Source organism: Paenibacillus lactis, from assembly GCF_017873605.1.
GTDB lineage: Bacteria > Bacillota > Bacilli > Paenibacillales > Paenibacillaceae > Paenibacillus_AQ > Paenibacillus_AQ lactis.
Window position 1 is genome coordinate 474,531 of sequence record NZ_JAGGKI010000001.1, and the last position, 16,907, is coordinate 491,437.

Genomic DNA, 16,907 nt, shown 5'->3' on the forward strand with positions numbered 1-16,907 from the left:
ATCTTTATGTTAAGGCATTTTGGTAAGCGCACTCAACGAAAGGAAAATTCGGTTTCGGCAAGAATATTGTTGACAATTTTTAAATGGATCATGTTTGTTATTTGAAAATATCTCCCGATAGGCAGTTCTTTCATAGTTCACGGCCAGTTTGATCCTCATAAATTCTCGTTTTTCCCGTTGATTTTCGTTTCATATAGGTTATACCTATAAATTATATTTAATTTATATATTTCCTTAATGAGGCAAGGGTGGGTTACGATGGAGCCAGCCAATCATTTCGAGAGGAGTTTTGAACTATGGACCCGTCGGTAAAAGACCTGTTTGACGCTGTCGCCGGTGACTATGACCGGGAGCGCCGGCAGCTGATCCCCTGTTTTGACGATTTTTACGGAATGGCGCTGTCTCTCGTTGAGAGCGACCATCCATCGCCGCGTATCCTGGACCTGGGAGCCGGCACCGGACTGTTCTCCGGCATGGTGCTGCATAAGCACCCGCATGCCCGCTTAACCCTGATGGACCTGAGCGACAAAATGCTCGAAGGCGCCCGCCGAAGATTCGCAGGAGCGGATCAGGTCCGCTATATTACCGGCGACTACGCGGACTATCCATTCCGCGAGTCTTACGACATCGTCATCTCCTCCCTGTCGATCCACCATCTGACCCACCCTGCCAAGCAGCGATTGTTCCATGCTGTGTACGGGGCCCTCGAGCCGGGCGGGATCTTTGTGAACGCCGATCAGGTTCGGGGAAGGCACACGAGCTCCGATGAATACTACCGGCAGCGCTGGCTGGAATCGATTCGCCGCAGCGGCTTATCCGAGGCAGCGATCGAAGCTTCGATCAAGCGGCGGGCGGTTGACATTAACGCGTCATTGGAGGACCAGCTCCGTTGGATGGAGGAGGCGGGCTTTCAGGAGACGGACTGCATGTATAAGCATTTGGATTTTGCCGTGTTCTTCGGAAGGAAGCCGAGTTAAAACAAACGAAAACAAGCTCGTTCCTCAATAAGAGGAAGAGCTTGTTTGTTATTCGCTTATCTCTACTGATGATCTACTGCCTGTCCGGCACGCCGTCAAGCTTCATCATCCGCATGGATGTGAAGAATATAGCCTTTGCCCCGGATGCTCTCGATCCCAAGCAGTCCGCGGGTCTTCTTCCGAACCCGGTAGATGAGGGCATTCATCTCCTCTGCGCTAACATCCGGCACGTCGTCCGGACCCGCCTCCCGCTCGGGCCAGACCAGGAGCTTCAGCTGCTCTTTGGATACGAATTGCTCCTTGTGATGGAGCAGCAGTTCAACGCATTTATATTCTTTTTCCGAGAAGGCAATCACCGTTCTCCCATGAACGAGCTCCTGCTTATAGGGGTTGAGCGTTATGCCTCCCGTATCCTCGGCAGCCGCCAGATGTTTCATGAGCGGCGTAATATCCATCGTCTCATCCATTCGAAGCACCGAGAAGGTTAACACGACCAGATCACCGGCCAGCGCCACGGAATCCCCATGCTGCAGCGGAGCCTCTCCATTCGGTTCCAGCCGCTGCTGATTGACGAAGGTTCCGTGCTTGCTGTTCAGATCTTTAATGCTGAATTGTCCGTCCCTGTAGATCAGCGCTGCGTGCTTGCGGGACACGTACACATTATCGAACGTGATATCCGGATCCCACTGCTTGCCCTTGCGCCCAAGCACCGTCATCGATCTCCTCAAAGGGATCACATCTCCGCGCTCGTACGGGTTCCCCCGTTCCACCATCAAGTAGGAGGATCTATCCATCATGCTACCTCCTGATTATCGTAATATCGCCCATGCTTTGTTTCATTTATCAGATCGCTATTATGCAATTGTTATGCTCCAGCCATTGAGTATGCGCCCAAAATCACTAACATGGATAAAGAGAATGAAGCTAGAGATATAGAGGAAGCCGAAACGCTCGGCTCTTAACAGTAACGATTTTGGGGGATTGAATCATGCGTATTCGAAAAAGCTGGAGGAACGTCATTCTGGTTATTCTCATCATACTCGGATTTCTGTATGTTAACAACTCGTCGCTATTCACCAAGGAACGCGAAGGTGAGCCCTTGCTGCTCGCGCATCGGGGGATCGGCCAAACCTTTCCGATGGAGGGAATTGAATCCGATACATGTACCGCTTCACGTATTTACATACCGGAGCATGCCTTTCTGGAGAACACCATACCATCCATGAAGGCAGCCTTCGATGCCGGCGCGGATATCGTGGAGCTGGATATTAAGCCGACGAAGGACGGCCAGTTCGCCGTATTCCACGACTGGACGCTGGAATGCCGGACGAATGCACACGGCTCGGTCAAGGATTATACCATGGAGCAGCTGAAAAGCATCGATATCGGCTACGGCTACACGGCGGATCAGGGAGCCACCTATCCGTTCCGGGGGAAGGGCGTCGGGCTCATGCCGTCCCTATCGGAGGTGCTGGCTGCATTTCCTGACGGCGAATTTCTGATTCATATCAAAAGTCAGGATGCCGGCGAAGGGGAGCTTCTGGCCGCCTATCTCGCCCAGCTGCCGGAAGACCGCTTAAGCCGGCTCACGGTATATGGCGACGATGCGCCGATCAGCGAACTAAAATCGAGGCTCCCTGCGTTTCGGGTCATGTCGATGGATTCTCTGAAGAGCTGCCTCATCTCTTATATCGGTGCCGGCTGGAGCGGCTATATGCCGTCGGTCTGCCGCAATACCCAGCTGCATATTCCCGAGAAGTACGCCCCTTATTTGTGGGGCTGGCCCGATAAATTCCTGAACCGCATGGACCGCATCAATACGAGGGTCATTCTGGTCGCCGGAGACGGCGGATGGTCGGAAGGCTTCGATACGGTCGAAGATCTGAAGAGGCTGCCGAAGAACTACAGCGGCGGCATTTGGACCAACCGGGTGGATGTCATCGCACCGGAACTGACGATCAAGAAATGACATGGAGCAAGGCGCGCTTGCTTCTTGGCCATACCCCCAGCAATGGGGGTATTTTTTTCATGTCCGCATCCCCGCGCCATAAGCTCAACGCCTGCCTGCCAATTGAAATCAAGGCAAAGTTTTTGGGCCCATCCAGCCGATGATTTATATAGACCAGAAGGATCAGACCGTGACGAGGTGCCACCGAACTACCGTTGATTAGGAGAGGATATTTTTTGGCCAGAGACACTGAGAAAAAAGGATGGTTTAAAAGCGTGCTTGCCCCGCAAGCCCCATCAGAGAAGGAGCCTGCGGAAACGGCGCCGGTCCCGGCCCCGGCCGAATCGGTGATGGAAACATCCGGGCCCGCGCATCCTGCGCAGCCCCCGGCAGATCATCAGAAATCCCTGTTATCGAAGGATAACCAGGACAAAATCGCGCTGGACGTGATCGTATCGATTGAAAACATGCTCAAGGAGCGACAATTGCTGTCTTATAAAAACAACGGTCTGGAGGATCAGCTGGCGGCGGCAAACGAGACGATCCAGCGGCTGAAGCAAGAGCATATCAAGAAGGATCAGCTGATTCAGGAGAAGAGCAAGGAAATCCGCGAGCTCGAAAACACGCTGACCCACAAGCAGATGGGCTACGATCAGCTTCTTGAGGACTATAAAGAATTCCAGCTTAGCTCCAACCTGGCTTATGAGAAGCTGTCCGGACAGCTGGAGACAGAAACGGCGAAATACGGGAAGCTTTATGAGGAATCCACGAATGCCCAGTACCAGAGCATGCTCAAGATTAATGAGCTGGAGGACAAGATCCGGGAGCTGCAGATCGAGAATCAGAAATATGCCGAGCAATATCGGAAGATCGCCGACGAAAAAGCGGAGCTCTTGCAGACGATTCAGGACTTCACCGAGAGAATGGGCTTCTCCTTCGCACCCAAGACATCAACGACGCAGATGCCGGAGTAATTCCGCGGATCCGCAGCAAGAGAAAGGAGATCCATCATGTCCGTCTTTTACGGAAAAGTGATTGAATTGCAAGACATTGAACAGCATGAAGGGCAGTATGGCATGCGAATCCGGCTATCGGCCGCCGAGTCGTTCGAATATGTCTGGGCCATCGATAATGCGACTGCAGAGAGCCTGCTGGCGATTGTAGACTTTGACGGCATTCATAAATACCGGCTGTCCCGGCATACCGTATGGGATGCTAATCGTCGGCAGTACATAGGCTACATCACCAAAACCCGCCGCGATCAGAGCATCCGTTATCCCTTCGTCTGCTCCGAAGCATTTATACATAATCTTAATGCAGTTCAGCGCGTTCAGCATCTGGACGAAATCCATGCGCTGCCTTTTCTGTCCCTGACGTACGCGGAGCGGGAAGCTGAGACCTTGCAGGAGGAAGAAGAGCCGGGACGAAACCAGCAGAAGAAGCACAAAAGGCAACGATTGCCGATGAGGCGGGTCGCCATCACGGCCCTCAGCATGCTGTCGATCCTGTTATTGGGCTCGTTCGATGCCCTGTCCCTTCCGGTAGCGGAGTCGCCGGGCGCTTCAGCCTTTACGGCAGGGACGGCTCTTCCGGCATTCCAGTCCGTACGGCACACCGCTGCAATGGCTGAGGCCTCTTCGAACCCAGCCCCGAAGAAGCTGGAATCAGAGCCTCGGCCAAAGGTCAGCTCCGAGCCGAAGCTGAGGCCGCAGGCGGAGCTGAAGCCGCAGACGGAACTGAAGCAGCAGACTGGGACGAGGCCACAGACGGAACTGCCGTCCTTCGAGCTTAAGGACGCCGTCACCTACAGCCTGCCGAAGGGCTATGTCGCTTTGACCTTTGATGACGGACCGTCCAAATACTCGGCGAAGATCATGAAGGTGCTGAAGGAGCATCAAGTCGGCGGCACCTTCTTCTTCGTCGGAGAGAATGTGGGCAAGCATCCGGCCGCGGTTCGGGCCATCCAGGAGAGCGGCTATTCCATCGGCAGTCATTCCATGAACCATGCGAACATGCCGCTGCTGGCCTACGAGGAACAGGAAGCGCAGATCAAGAGCGCCGCTGAATCCATCGAAGCCATTACGAAGCAGCCGGTTACGCTCTTCCGTCCGCCATACGGGGCATTCAACGAGATGACGGAAGAGGCGAGCCGCGCACACGGCAGCAGCATCGTCCTGTGGAACAAGGACCCTGAGGACTGGCTGACGCGCGATAGAGACAAGATTCTCCATTATGTCCGCCATACGGAGCCCTCCGGCTCCATCATTCTACTTCACGAGTCGCAGGCGGTCATCGATGCGCTGCCGTCCATTATTGCGTACCTGAAGGATCAGAATTTAAAAATCGTCAGCCTGCAATAGCCATTATCGACTCCTGCATGTGGACCCCCGACAAATAAAGGCTGTGCCTGCAATTGATGTTCATGCAGGCGCAGCCCTTTTTTTCATGATGATACGGCATGGTTCATTACAGCAGATCTCCCTCGCAAGGGACATTTATTATGGCAGGCTTCCTCTACAAGCTCTCGATCAGCATGTACACGCCAGTAAAGATAAGGATCACATACGTAAAGATTTGAAACACTCGCTGATTAATGACCCGGAATAGCCGCTGTCCGAGGAACAGCCCCAGGAATACCAGCGGAAGCGCCATGGCACTGGAAGTCCAGACCGTCTTGGTCGACCCCGCTACGATCGCTTGAATCAGAAGGCTCAGCGTATAGATGAACATGTAGAAAGCAAGCGTCGTCGCTCTAAGCTGCTCCTTCTGCGTATCCGTGCCGGAGAAATACAGCAGCAGCGGCGGCCCCGGCATCCCGATGCTGGTGGTCAGGGCCCCCGACAATCCGCCTACGGCCAAATCTCTGCCCGGGCGCTGCCGGATCCGGAACCGCAGCATCAGCATGACGGTAAGCAGAAGGATGATCAGGCTCACGCCGAGCTTCAGTCGGCCGATATCGATCCAAGAGAAAACGGCTATGCCGATCGGCAGACCGATCGCGCTTCCGATCACCAGCCTTTTGAGGATGCCAAAGTCAATGTCCTTCCGAATTTTAAAGATTAAGGCAGCGGATATGATCAGCGACAGGATCAAATTGATCTGGATCGCCTCCGCCGGCTCGAACAACAGCAAGAGAAACGGCGTTGCGAGAATGGAGAACCCGAAGCCGGTGCTTGTCTGGAGGATGGATGCCACGAATATGATGACCATAAATAGAAGAATGTCCACGGGGTTACACCTGCTTTCTTCCATATGCTGCGTTATGGGGAAGTCGGCCCATATCAAACGCTCCATCCTGCCATTGTAACATATAATCCCAGTGATTCTCCCTTATGAGGCTGTTTTTTTCCTGCCTATTATGCTCGGCTATATAGAGTTCCGGCCTCAACTTACCCGCATCAGAAGCCGGGTGCCAGTCATGTATGCGTTCAGAGAAGCCCGCCCAACAATGAAGCTGAAACGGCCGTGGAGCTTATCGCTAGCTGCCTGTTATTTAGACTCCGATAGTGCAGCCTGCAGCCGGCTCCTTTGGATCCAATACGGTTTGCGGTTTCCTTCTTTTCGAAGGATTCCCTCGTCCGCAAGCTGATTCAGGATGGGCGTTACGGTCTCCCGAATGCTGCCCGTCATGCTGGCCAGCTCCTGGTGCGTCATTTCAATCGGTAACGGAATCCATTCCCCATCGCTCCTTGGAGCCGGAAATTTCGTCACAAGCTTATTGAATAGGAAGAGCAGCCTTTTACGCACGCTTCCGTAAGCCATGTACTCCAGCATGTCCTCGGTTTCCTGCAGCCTGGCGGTGACGATCTCGATGTATTTTAGGGCGAGCTCAGGCTTTTCGGCGATGACCTTGCGAAACTGCCCGCTATCCATCTCGCATATGACGGAGTCCTCCATCGTGACCGCGAACAAGGGGACCCCTGAACGAAAAGAGGTAATCTCCCCGAATAGATGGCCTGTCCCTAAAATATCAAGCGTCAGCTCCTTCCCATCCTTCGTAATCTTATACAGGCGAACGCTGCCGGATTTGATGATATATAGCACCTTGTGCTCCATGTAAGGCGAAGCGATCACGGTTCCTCTGGGCCGTGCTTCAAGCGGCGTGATATGGTTCAACTGCTGCAGCTCATCCTCGCTAAGCCCCTTAAACAAGTCCACTCTCGATAGATACGTAACCATCTCCATCTGACCTCATCCTTTTCCTATGTATTCCAGACTACATCCCTCAGCGCCCTGCCCCGGATAAACTATGCCTTGAAGGCTGTAAAAGCCGCACCTCATAACAAGGAGTGATTTCCCATGGAGCCGATATGGACCGTTCTGTTCCAAGGCATATTAATCGTCATCTTCGTCATTTCCGCATCATTGAAATTTCTGCGCGCCCCTTCGATGGTACGGCACTGGACAGAGTACCGATACCCCTTCTGGGGAATGTATGCCGTCGCCAGCCTGGAAGCCGCGGGTGTCGCGCTTATGATCACGGCATTCTGGTTGCCGGAGAACACATTTTATGCCGCCGCCCTGTTTGCCGTACTGATGATCGGAGCGGTACACGCCCATCTTTTTCGAGCCAAGCATAAACCAATCATGGCCCTCAATGCAATGCTGATGCTCGTGCTGTCCGTTACCCTGCTTTTTCAATAATCACCGCGCAAGTCCCCTAACGAAAAAGAGGCCGGCCGTCTGCATGCAACAGATGACCGAGCCTCTTTCGTCCATTCCATCATCAAAACCCGCTACTTCACCCATTTGTGCAGCAGCGGCCCTTCCTCGCCGTAGACCGGGTCCATAGACGGAACCGGCACGCTTCGGATCTCCGATATGGCCTGCGCCCGATCGGTCGGATTCCGTTCCCGCAGATTAGGCGTGATTCCGCCGGGATAGGCGCCCACCACCGCAAAATCCGGACTGGCGTCCAGCAGCATATGCGCCGTTCCGGCCGGCAGCACGATCACGTCGCCTGTTGCTAGGGACAGCCGCTCCCCGGCATCACCGCCGATCAGCACCGTCGCGCTGCCGGATTGCACGCCCAGCACTTCATGCGTATTGCTGTGGTAATGGTGGTAATCGTACACGCCTCCAGTCCAGCTGCCTGTCCATTGATGGCGGTTGAAGGCCGCCTCTATGCCGGCCGGGTGATCCGCAAACACGCCCTCGTACACGATCACCGGCAAATCCGGATGATTCGGAACTTCTCCATCGTCCCTTACGAAGAATGATCTGACCTGAGCCTCCACTGTCATCCGCTCCTCTCTGCACGATTGATGTACTCGTAGTACCAGTACCCGGACGGCCCGTGACTCAAACAGTAAACAGCCAAAGACCATCGGCGGATGCCGATAATCTGGCGAATGCCTCTTCAGAGATATGAAGCTCCCGCTCCCCTGCTGCGATCTTGCTGAATCGCTTTAGTCTCCTAAAAACTCGAAATGAGAACCAAGACGAAGACAGTCCATGAAAAAATACCATGTATTCGTTTTCTTGGTCCTTAACAGGATTTTACATCGAATCATGAACTAGGATAGTTTATTACATAAGATGTCATTTGGTTTTATATGTAATTTAAGGATGTAATTGGTTTATTTTATCCCTCTGCAATCCATTTTTATCCCTTGACGTCCATCTCGCATCCAAGAATACACCCATGGTCCATTCCGAAAAGCCACCTGCAGATTGCGCAGGACCCGATCAGCAGCAGGCTTACCCGTTCCATCCAATCGAGAGAAAGAGAAAGGAGAGAGACGTTTGCAGTACTTTTTCTACGGCATTGCCGGGATATTTCTGGTGTTCCAGACCTTGTATACGATCATTCCGTTGTGGTGCAGCAAGGTGAAGCGACTCGATCCGGATCTGCCTGAGCATTCGATCTCGGTGCTCGTTCCGGCTTACAACGAAGAGCTGACGATCCGAAACTGCATGGATGCTATGGCCGGTTTGAACTACAGCCGCTATGAGATCCTGATTATCAACGATGGCTCCAAGGACGGCACCTTATCCGTGCTTCATGAGCTGCTGGAGTTGCAAGCGGATTTAAGGCGGCCCGATCAGAAGCTATCCTACAAGACGGTGAAGGGCTTCTACCGCTCGAACCGGTACCCGAACATGTTTGTGATCGATAAGCTCAACGGCGGCAAGGCGGATTCGCTGAATGCCGGCATCGATTATGCAGCTTCGGAAATCGTCATCACGCTGGATGCGGACAGCATGCTGGAGGCAGACTCGCTGCGGTATGTAAATCAATATTTCCATGACGATAAAGTTATTGCGCTTGGCGGCACGGTCAAAATCGTTCAGGGTGCAAAGCGGGATCCAAATGGCGTGATCATCGAGAGGTTTCGCGGAAAGGGCTTGATCAAAAGCCAGATCATCAATTATACGCATGGCTTCTATGTGCGCAAGCTTACGCAATCGTTCTTTAATTCCATCGTGGTCATCTCCGGCGCATTCGGCGCCTTCCACAAAGCTGTGCTCGTGCAGGTGGACGGCTTCCGCAGCACCGTAGGCGAGGATATCGACATTACCCTGAAAATCCATGAGTACATCAAGGCCAACGGCCTGAGGAAAAAGCTTGTGTACGCACCGGAGGCGGTCTGCTACACCGAATGCCCCGAGAACCTGCGCAACTTCTACAAGCAGCGCATCCGCTGGCAAAAGGCCTTCATCGACTGCATCCTGATCTATTGGTCCAGGCTGTCCAGCAAATTTAGCGTTGGCGTCAGCCTCTTTTTTGCCATCGACGGGTTTATGCTGGGCACGTTCTCCGCATTCACCACGCTTTTTTACCTGGGACAGGCCCTGTTTCTGGGCGGCAATGTGCTGCATGCATTCATCTTCCTGCTGATTAGTCTGCTGTTCAATGCGGCGCAGATCATCATTTCGCTGCACCTATGCCGCAAATACGGCAGCACCTACCGCGTGGCCGACTATGCGGCCATGTTCCTGTTCAGCCAGTGGGAGCTCGTCACATACCGGAATTTGCTGCTCTACATCAATATTGCCGGGACGTTTAAGTACTTCGACAATGATGAAGGCTGGGGCTTCGTCGAGCGCAAGGGCGCTGTCGCCATTAGCCAGAACATTGCCGCAGGCTCGAACTAATATCAAGGGAGGCTGCCATAAACCATGATACGAAATAACCGAATTGTCTATGTGGATATGCTCAGAATCCTGTCCATCGTTGCCGTCATCGTGCTGCATTATACGGCGGAGGTGCTGACGAACACGAATGATTTCAACAGCTCCGCATGGTGGATCAGCAACGGGTTCAATTCCATCTCCCGCTTCGCCGTGCCTGTCTTCTTCATGATCAGCGGGGCGATGATTCTGCGGACGAACATCAGGTCCTACCGGGAATTTTACGCTAAACGGGTTATCCCGCTGCTCATTTCCCTCCTCACCTGGTCGCTCATCTACGGCTTGTATAATCAGTACTATATTATTCGAAGCAGCATGAACGCCTACGAATTTGTGATCGACTTCGGCTTCCGGCTGCTCACCGACCGGAACTATGTGCATCTGTGGTTCCTGTATGCCATTATCGCCATTTACATGACCGTGCCGCTCATCAGCAAATTCATCCGATCATGCAGCGAGCGGGATTTACGGTATTATCTGCTCTTATGGTTCATCGTCAGCATCGCGTACCGCTTCATCTCGGATGCCGTATTCCGTGCAACCGAGCAATACATCAACATCCCGATCATGAACATTCCGTTCTTCATGGGATTTCTGGGCTATTTCATCCTGGGACATTATCTGTTCCATTTCGATCTGCCGTTAAAGGCTAAGAATCTGTTGTACAACCTCGGCATCGTCTCCTTCTTCCTTACGCCGGTGGCTACCTATTTTGCGTCCATGCACAGCGGCGTTCTGGACGAGATGTTCTACGGCAACTACTCCATCACCGTGTTCTTCATGTCCGTCGGCCTGTTTATTCTCTTCAAGGAAAAAGAGACCCGTCTCAGCGAATGCTTGAATCACAAGGTTCAGAAATTGATCGGCTCGATCTCCAAAGCCAGCTTCAGCATCTACCTCATTCATCTGCTGGTGGAAATGATGCTCTCCGGCAGAACCGAGGTCGATGCGACGCTGCCGGAGGCGGCCCTCCGTCTTCTGATCAATATCGGCATCATCTTCGCCATCAGCTACGTTACCGTCAAGGTGCTGAACCTGAGCAAGACGGCAACCTATATCCTGTTTGGCGGACGGGGGTGACGCGGGATGAGAGTCAGTATCTATACGAAAATATTTATTGTTGTGCTGCTCGCCGGCATGAGTTTTTATTTCTACCGGATATCCGCGAAGGAGGATCGCAGAATTACGGCCGTGTACGTGGAGGCATGGCAGGATTACCGAACAATGAACCTGACGGAGCAGGGTGTCGACATCGCCTTTATCGCATTCGCCAAAATCAAGGGCACCGATCTGTATTTTCACGAGGACAGCCAAACCGACAGCCAGATCAAAGAAAACATCAAGCAGCTAAAACGGCATCATCCGGATACGAAGATGGTGCTGGCGATCGGAGGCTACGGCGCGGACGGCTTCTCCGATGCATCGCTGGACGGCAACCGTTACTTGTTCACGGAGAGCATTGTTAACATGGTCAAGGAGCTGGAGCTGGACGGAGTCGATATCGATTGGGAGTATCCGGCTTTCGATGCCTGGAAGACGCAGAAGGCCCGACCCGAGGATACGAAGAATTTTACCAGCCTGATGAAGGAGCTGCGGGAGAAGCTGTACCGGCTTCCGCATAAAAACAAGAAGTACCTGCTGACCTTCGCCTCAGGGACGCAGGACTGGTATTTCCGCAACGTCGAGGTGAAGAAGGTCGAGAGATACGTCGACTACATCAATGTCATGACCTACGATCTCACCGGCAAATGGTCGGATACGACCGGCTTTAATGCCAATCTGTATGTAGACAGCCAAGGCAAGTCCGAGCACAGCGTCGACGGCATCGTCTCCATGTATCTCGATCACGGCATCGACAGCAGGAAGCTGCTGCTCGGCATCCCCGCGTATTCCTACGGCTGGAAGGATGTGAAGATTAAGAAGGGTAGCCCGGACGGCCTCTTTGCATCCGGCAAGCCGATCGACATCGATAAGACGGATTTGAGCTATAAGCAGATCAAGCGGTCCTATCTGAACAAAAACGGCTACAAACGATATTTCGACAGCAAAGCGAAAGCCGCTTACCTCTACAATGGGGATACGTTCATCAGCTACGAGGATCCGGAAGCCGTGCAAGAGAAGATCCGCTACATCAAGAGCAAGAATCTCGGAGGCGCAATGTTATGGCAGTATGCGCAGGATGCGGAGGACGGGCTCGTACAGCTCTTATCCGAGCATTTGAACGAATAGTTCAATTGCCGGGCCGCGTATAGATTGGATGTCAGACGATCGTGGTGCCAGCTCAGCAAAGACCTTGCAGCAGGGAAGAGGATTCCTCGCATGATATGTCGAAATCTATCGTATTATGCGAAAATGGAATGAAACAGCTCTCAAATATTCTGCGATCATCATCTTATTTCTTGCCTTGTTATTCGGCCTGCGATGGGCTTGGTCCGAAATGTTCTCCACCTCGCACGATCCTCGCGCCGTTAACGGCGTGCTCGATCTCCGCGGGGTGGATTTAAATTCGTCCTCCCCATTCTATTTGGACGGTGAATGGCAATTCTATCCGTTTCAATTCCGATCCCGGGCGGATGTGGAGGAGACGCCGTTTCGCAGCGTTCAGGTTCCGGGGGACTGGAGCCGCGCGCTTCATGACGACGGGAACGGACCGTCCTACGGATACGGGACATACCGGCTCCGCATCCTGACCGACCCGCTGGAGGAGCCCGTCGCCATCTGGATTAAAGGAATCGAGACGGTCTCCCGCGTAGAAATGAATGGTCTGGCGGAACCGGAATTCGGCAAGCTGGCTGCGGACAAGAACAACTATATTGCAAAGAGCGCTTCGTATACGGCCACCTATTCCGAAGAAGGCGCGACCAAAATCGATCTGCTCATCCAGGTCGCCAATTTCGACGAGCCGCATAACGGCGGTATCGTCCGCTCGATCCGCTTCGGGTCGGCGGCGTCGATCGATTATGTGCGCTGGTATTCGATCGGGTTCCAGCTGGTGACCTTCATGGTCCTGCTGCTGCACGGGCTTTATGCCGGCATTCTGTTTGCGTTCAACCGGCAGGAACCGGCGCTGCTGATGACGGGGCTGCTGACCCTGACGGCGGGCATCGCGATCCTGGCCGGAAACGATTATATCCTGCTGCTGTGGCTGCCGATCGATTACGCGGGAGGGGTTAAGGTCCGTCTGATCGCCCTGCTGTGGCAGAACCTGCTGATGCTGCTCTTGTTCCGGCGATTCCTCTCGCCTGTCTCCGGACGAACCTGGCTGCGGGCATTTACGGCGGGGCTCATCCTGTTCACCGGCTTCCTGGTCGTTTCTCCAGCATCTTGGGTCCACAGTGTCATGGAGTTTAAGCTGTTCGCGTTCTTCTATCTGATTCCGCTTGCGTGGCTTGTCCATTTGGTGGGAACGATGATCTTCCGGCGGCAAACCGATCAGGACATCGTATTCCTGCTGCTTACGGCAGCCGGTATTATCACCAATCAGCTGTGGACCCTGGCGGAGTCTGGCAAGGAGATTACCACCGTCTATTACCCGGTTGATATCATTGCGGCGATTATCGGATTCTCGACCTACTGGTTCAAAAAATATATCCGCAACGCCAAGGAGAACGCCAAGCTGAACATCCAGCTGCAGAAGGCCGATAAGCTTAAGGACGAATTTCTGGCCAACACGTCGCATGAGCTTCGAACCCCGCTGCACGGCATAATGAATATCGCCCAATCCGTTGTCTCCAAAGAACAGGAGAACATGAACAAGGGCAGCGTCGAAGACATGAAGCTGCTCATTACAATCAGCCGCCGCATGTCCCATTTGCTTGAAGACCTGCTCGATATCACCAGGCTGAAGGACCACCGCATTACGCTTGCTCCCGAGCCCTTGCGCATTCAATCGGTCGTTCCCGGGGTATTCGCCATGCTTCAATTCATGGTGGAGGGCAAGCCGGTCCGGCTCCGAATGGAGATTGCGGAGTCGATGCCTCCGGTTATGGCCGATGAGAAGCGGCTTGTGCAAATTCTGTACAACTTGGTTCATAATGCGCTCAAATATACAGAGCAGGGAAGCGTAACGGTCTCCGCCTCGGTTCGGAACGGCCAAGCCGAGATCCAGGTATCCGATACCGGAATCGGCATGAGCACGGAAGCGCTGGAGCGCATCTTTCTTCCTTATGAGCAGGGCTCCCACGGCGTCCATGACGGCCGGGGGTTTGGACTCGGCCTCAGCATATGCAAGCAGCTCGTCGAGCTGCATGGCGGCGCGATATCCGTCAGCTCCGAGCCGGGTGCCGGCTCCGTCTTCTCGTTCAACCTGCCGCTGGCGGAGGCAGGGGCAAGCGAGGCGAGGCTTTCCAAGCCGTCCGGGGAAATGGCGGCGTCTATGGGACACGAGGCATCCGAGGCAACGGAGACAAGCGGAGCTGAACCCGCCTCCCTCCCGTCAGCCGACAGAGGCATCCACGAGCCGCTGCCGCCTCCCGTCGATCCGTCGCTGGGTAACGACGGCAAGGCCAGCATTCTAGTCGTCGATGATGACCCGGTTAACCTGAAGGTGCTGCTGGGCATCCTTTCTTCAGAGCCGTACCACATTACTACAGCCGGTTCAGGGCTGGAAGTGTTAGAGCTCCTGGGAATGCGGACATGGGATCTGCTCATCGCTGATGTGATGATGCCTCAAATGTCCGGCTATGAATTGACGCAGCGCGTCCGGGAGCATTACTCGGTAGCGGAGCTGCCGATTCTGCTGCTTACCGCCCGTAGTCAGCCTGAGGACATCTATACGGGATTCGCGTCGGGCGCCAATGATTATATGACCAAGCCTGTCGATGCAACGGAGTTAAAATACCGAATCCGGGCGTTGATCATGCTCCGGCAGTCGGTCCGCGAGCGCTTGCGGATCGAGGCCGCCTATCTCCAGGCACAGATTCAGCCTCATTTCCTGTTCAATACGCTGAATTCCATCATGGCGCTGAGCGAGATCGACACCAAGAAGATGCAGCATCTGGCGGGTGCATTCGCTTCGTTCTTGCGGATCAGCTTTGATTTTCTGAACACGGGCGAGCTGGTGGATATCACGTACGAGCTCGAGCTTGTCAAAGCCTATCTGTATATTGAGCAGGAACGGTTCCGCGAGCGGTTGGCCGCCGTATGGGAGGTCGACCCGGGGATTCAGCTGCGCCTTCCGCCGCTGTCGATTCAGCCGCTGGTGGAGAACGCCGTCAAGCATGGGATTCTTCGCCGGCATCAGGGCGGAATGGTCCGGGTTCGGATCAAGCGCCAAACCGAAGGGGTGCTGATTGAAGTGATCGACAATGGCCGCGGGATGGAGGCGGATCAGGTAGCCGAGCTGTTGAGCCCTGCCGGGCAGGCGCTGCGGGGGATCGGCATACCGAACACGAATCGCCGGCTGATTCAAATGTATGGTCAAGGATTGACCATCATCAGCCGCCCGGGTGAAGGCACGTCCGTGTCCTTCGTCATTCCGGAGCATCGCCGGCTAGAGAAGAAATCAGGGAATTAACCGATGTAAAGCTCCGATTGCAGACGATACTATATACGGAGCGTATGGTCAGGCAAGCAGAGGCTTGCCTGGCTTTTTTTGCGCTGATCTTCAGCCTTTGAACGTAATAACCTCGATATGCATCTTCCAAATCCAGGATCATTATGATAATATACCTTCAGAAAGAGTTAGTTAGTTGAATAACTTATACTGGAGGTGGGTATGTTGGCAAGACCTCAACGGATTACGAAAGAGGAATTGATCGCCTCAGCCCAGCAATGCATTCAAGAGAAGGGACTCGATAAGCTGACGTTGAAAGCCGTGGCCGAAGGAGCCGGTGTGACGCAGGGGACGGTTTACTACCATTTCAAAACCAAAGAGCAGCTCATGCTCGAAATCGTCCGCTCCATCTGTGATGCGTCCTGGCAAACGGCAGGGTCGGATCCGCAGGATGGCAGCAGACGTGATACGATGGTCCGCGTGCTGGAAGCCGCCCGTGACCGCTGCGCGGAGAAATCGTATCATACGCTGTTCTTCTCGCTGGTGGTACACAGCTTGCAGAACTATGCCCTCCGCGACCAGCTCAAGGGCATGGTCGAGCGTGAGAACACGCATGCTGCCGGCCTCCTTGCCCGGCTCTTCCCGGAAATGGAGATGTCCGGCCCCTCCCTGAAATACCGGGCCATGATGGTCAACGCCCTTATCGACGGCCTGGCGCTTCAGGCGCTTCTCGATCCGGAGTTTGAGGCGGAAGCGGTGTATGCGGAGCTGATCGGGGCAGCCTCCGCCTGGATAGAGAAATCCTCCGATTCATCCAACACTTCAAGTTAGAAAGGAGCTGCAAAGCCATGCGGTTTTGGATCAGCTTAGGATTCCTGCTGTGGTTGGCCGCTACATTCGTGTTCCGATTTTGGGGAGGTGCGCTGATCGATCCCGGCCAGCCCCTCATCTGGCTGTCCTTTATTGGGATCGTTCCCCTGATTCTGCTGACGCTTCGGGCGCTGTTTCGTGCCCGGGAGCTCTCTTCCTCAGAGCGCCCACGGGCTGCCATGCTGGTGGCGATCCCGGGGATGCTGCTGGACCTCTTCAGCGTAGCTTTTCATGACCTGGTGTTCCCCGGACTTCCACAAGCCCATCTGCACCTCTTCTTCGTTTGGCTGCTGTGGGCGTATTCGCTCATTCTTCTGGGAGGACTGCTCGGGCAGTTGAGCGGCAGCCCCAGTCGTGATCAGCCATGACGCCTGGATGTCGGGACACAGGGACGCCGTGACGGTCAGAATAAGGCAGAATAAAGGCAGAGGCAGACGCGGCCGGCCTTCATCGACCGAGCCATCACCCTCGGCTAGGCTGCCTC

The 16,907-nt window shown here is 54.1% G+C and carries 15 protein-coding genes; 11 read left to right on the forward strand and 4 right to left on the reverse strand.

Going from position 1 to position 16,907, the window contains the following annotated elements:
• Positions 1 to 296 precede the first annotated feature (296 nt).
• The gene (locus J2Z18_RS01920) at positions 297 to 977 is read left to right on the forward strand and encodes a class I SAM-dependent methyltransferase (protein WP_007129039.1); all 681 of its coding nucleotides are present in this window, start codon (positions 297 to 299) and stop codon (positions 975 to 977) included.
• Between the two features lie 95 nt (positions 978 to 1,072).
• Here the strand turns inward: J2Z18_RS01920 and J2Z18_RS01925 are convergent, their stop codons facing one another.
• The gene (locus tag J2Z18_RS01925) at positions 1,073 to 1,774 is read right to left on the reverse strand and encodes an FHA domain-containing protein (RefSeq protein WP_244869285.1); all 702 of its coding nucleotides are present in this window, start codon (positions 1,772 to 1,774) and stop codon (positions 1,073 to 1,075) included.
• A 191-nt stretch (positions 1,775 to 1,965) separates the two neighbouring features.
• On the opposite strand from J2Z18_RS01925, the gene J2Z18_RS01930 reads away from it, so the two are divergent.
• From J2Z18_RS01930 to J2Z18_RS01940, 3 genes are all read left to right on the forward strand, one after another.
• Entirely contained in the window at positions 1,966 to 2,946 is a 981-nt protein-coding gene (locus tag J2Z18_RS01930) for a glycerophosphodiester phosphodiesterase family protein (protein WP_210094075.1), read from the forward strand.
• Positions 2,947 to 3,161: 215 nt separating this feature from the next.
• Positions 3,162 to 3,899 (forward strand): hypothetical protein, encoded by a 738-nt coding sequence (locus tag J2Z18_RS01935; protein ID WP_007129042.1) that lies wholly within the window; start codon positions 3,162 to 3,164, stop codon positions 3,897 to 3,899.
• A gap of 36 nt (positions 3,900 to 3,935) precedes the next feature.
• Positions 3,936 to 5,285, forward strand: coding sequence for a polysaccharide deacetylase family protein (locus J2Z18_RS01940; RefSeq protein ID WP_007129043.1), 1,350 nt, complete (start codon positions 3,936 to 3,938; stop codon positions 5,283 to 5,285).
• A 154-nt stretch (positions 5,286 to 5,439) separates the two neighbouring features.
• Here the strand turns inward: J2Z18_RS01940 and J2Z18_RS01945 are convergent, their stop codons facing one another.
• Positions 5,440 to 6,177 (reverse strand): sulfite exporter TauE/SafE family protein, encoded by a 738-nt coding sequence (locus J2Z18_RS01945; protein ID WP_245255828.1) that lies wholly within the window; start codon positions 6,175 to 6,177, stop codon positions 5,440 to 5,442.
• Positions 6,178 to 6,414: 237 nt separating this feature from the next.
• Positions 6,415 to 7,110, reverse strand: a complete 696-nt coding sequence (locus tag J2Z18_RS01950) for a Crp/Fnr family transcriptional regulator (RefSeq protein ID WP_210094077.1) — start codon at positions 7,108 to 7,110, stop codon at positions 6,415 to 6,417.
• A gap of 114 nt (positions 7,111 to 7,224) precedes the next feature.
• On the opposite strand from J2Z18_RS01950, the gene J2Z18_RS01955 reads away from it, so the two are divergent.
• A complete protein-coding gene (locus tag J2Z18_RS01955; protein WP_210094078.1) occupies positions 7,225 to 7,569 on the forward strand; it encodes a DoxX family protein in 345 nt (114 codons plus the stop codon).
• Between the two features lie 92 nt (positions 7,570 to 7,661).
• On the opposite strand, the gene J2Z18_RS01960 is transcribed toward J2Z18_RS01955, so the two are convergent.
• Positions 7,662 to 8,162 carry a cupin domain-containing protein gene (locus tag J2Z18_RS01960; protein ID WP_210094176.1) on the reverse strand — a complete coding sequence of 167 codons (501 nt, stop codon included), beginning with the start codon at positions 8,160 to 8,162 and terminating at the stop codon, positions 7,662 to 7,664.
• 508 nt (positions 8,163 to 8,670) lie between these two features.
• On the opposite strand from J2Z18_RS01960, the gene J2Z18_RS01965 reads away from it, so the two are divergent.
• From J2Z18_RS01965 to J2Z18_RS01990, 6 genes are all read left to right on the forward strand, one after another.
• The gene (locus tag J2Z18_RS01965) at positions 8,671 to 10,023 is read left to right on the forward strand and encodes a glycosyltransferase family 2 protein (protein ID WP_210094079.1); all 1,353 of its coding nucleotides are present in this window, start codon (positions 8,671 to 8,673) and stop codon (positions 10,021 to 10,023) included.
• A gap of 24 nt (positions 10,024 to 10,047) precedes the next feature.
• Positions 10,048 to 11,139 carry an acyltransferase gene (locus J2Z18_RS01970; protein WP_210094080.1) on the forward strand — a complete coding sequence of 364 codons (1,092 nt, stop codon included), beginning with the start codon at positions 10,048 to 10,050 and terminating at the stop codon, positions 11,137 to 11,139.
• A 6-nt stretch (positions 11,140 to 11,145) separates the two neighbouring features.
• The gene (locus J2Z18_RS01975; RefSeq protein ID WP_210094081.1) at positions 11,146 to 12,288 is read left to right on the forward strand and encodes a glycoside hydrolase family 18 protein; all 1,143 of its coding nucleotides are present in this window, start codon (positions 11,146 to 11,148) and stop codon (positions 12,286 to 12,288) included.
• Positions 12,289 to 12,403: 115 nt separating this feature from the next.
• Entirely contained in the window at positions 12,404 to 15,574 is a 3,171-nt protein-coding gene (locus tag J2Z18_RS01980) for a hybrid sensor histidine kinase/response regulator (RefSeq protein WP_210094082.1), read from the forward strand.
• Between the two features lie 201 nt (positions 15,575 to 15,775).
• Positions 15,776 to 16,384, forward strand: coding sequence for a TetR/AcrR family transcriptional regulator (locus J2Z18_RS01985; RefSeq protein WP_210094083.1), 609 nt, complete (start codon positions 15,776 to 15,778; stop codon positions 16,382 to 16,384).
• 17 nt (positions 16,385 to 16,401) lie between these two features.
• Complete coding sequence (locus J2Z18_RS01990; protein ID WP_210094084.1) at positions 16,402 to 16,791, forward strand: DUF5367 family protein; 390 nt, start codon at positions 16,402 to 16,404, stop codon at positions 16,789 to 16,791.
• The last annotated feature ends 116 nt before the right edge of the window (positions 16,792 to 16,907 follow it).

Coding starts and splice junctions, on each gene's coding strand:
- J2Z18_RS01945 (WP_245255828.1), bottom strand. CDS start 6,177: ATGGAAGAAAGCAGGTGTAACCCCGTGGACATTCTTCTATTTATGGTC.
- J2Z18_RS01920 (WP_007129039.1), top strand. CDS start 297: ATGGACCCGTCGGTAAAAGACCTGTTTGACGCTGTCGCCGGTGACTAT.
- J2Z18_RS01940 (WP_007129043.1), top strand. CDS start 3,936: ATGTCCGTCTTTTACGGAAAAGTGATTGAATTGCAAGACATTGAACAG.
- J2Z18_RS01930 (WP_210094075.1), top strand. CDS start 1,966: ATGCGTATTCGAAAAAGCTGGAGGAACGTCATTCTGGTTATTCTCATC.
- J2Z18_RS01970 (WP_210094080.1), top strand. CDS start 10,048: ATGATACGAAATAACCGAATTGTCTATGTGGATATGCTCAGAATCCTG.
- J2Z18_RS01985 (WP_210094083.1), top strand. CDS start 15,776: ATGTTGGCAAGACCTCAACGGATTACGAAAGAGGAATTGATCGCCTCA.
- J2Z18_RS01925 (WP_244869285.1), bottom strand. CDS start 1,774: ATGATGGATAGATCCTCCTACTTGATGGTGGAACGGGGGAACCCGTAC.
- J2Z18_RS01950 (WP_210094077.1), bottom strand. CDS start 7,110: ATGGAGATGGTTACGTATCTATCGAGAGTGGACTTGTTTAAGGGGCTT.
- J2Z18_RS01975 (WP_210094081.1), top strand. CDS start 11,146: ATGAGAGTCAGTATCTATACGAAAATATTTATTGTTGTGCTGCTCGCC.
- J2Z18_RS01955 (WP_210094078.1), top strand. CDS start 7,225: ATGGAGCCGATATGGACCGTTCTGTTCCAAGGCATATTAATCGTCATC.
- J2Z18_RS01990 (WP_210094084.1), top strand. CDS start 16,402: ATGCGGTTTTGGATCAGCTTAGGATTCCTGCTGTGGTTGGCCGCTACA.
- J2Z18_RS01980 (WP_210094082.1), top strand. CDS start 12,404: ATGCGAAAATGGAATGAAACAGCTCTCAAATATTCTGCGATCATCATC.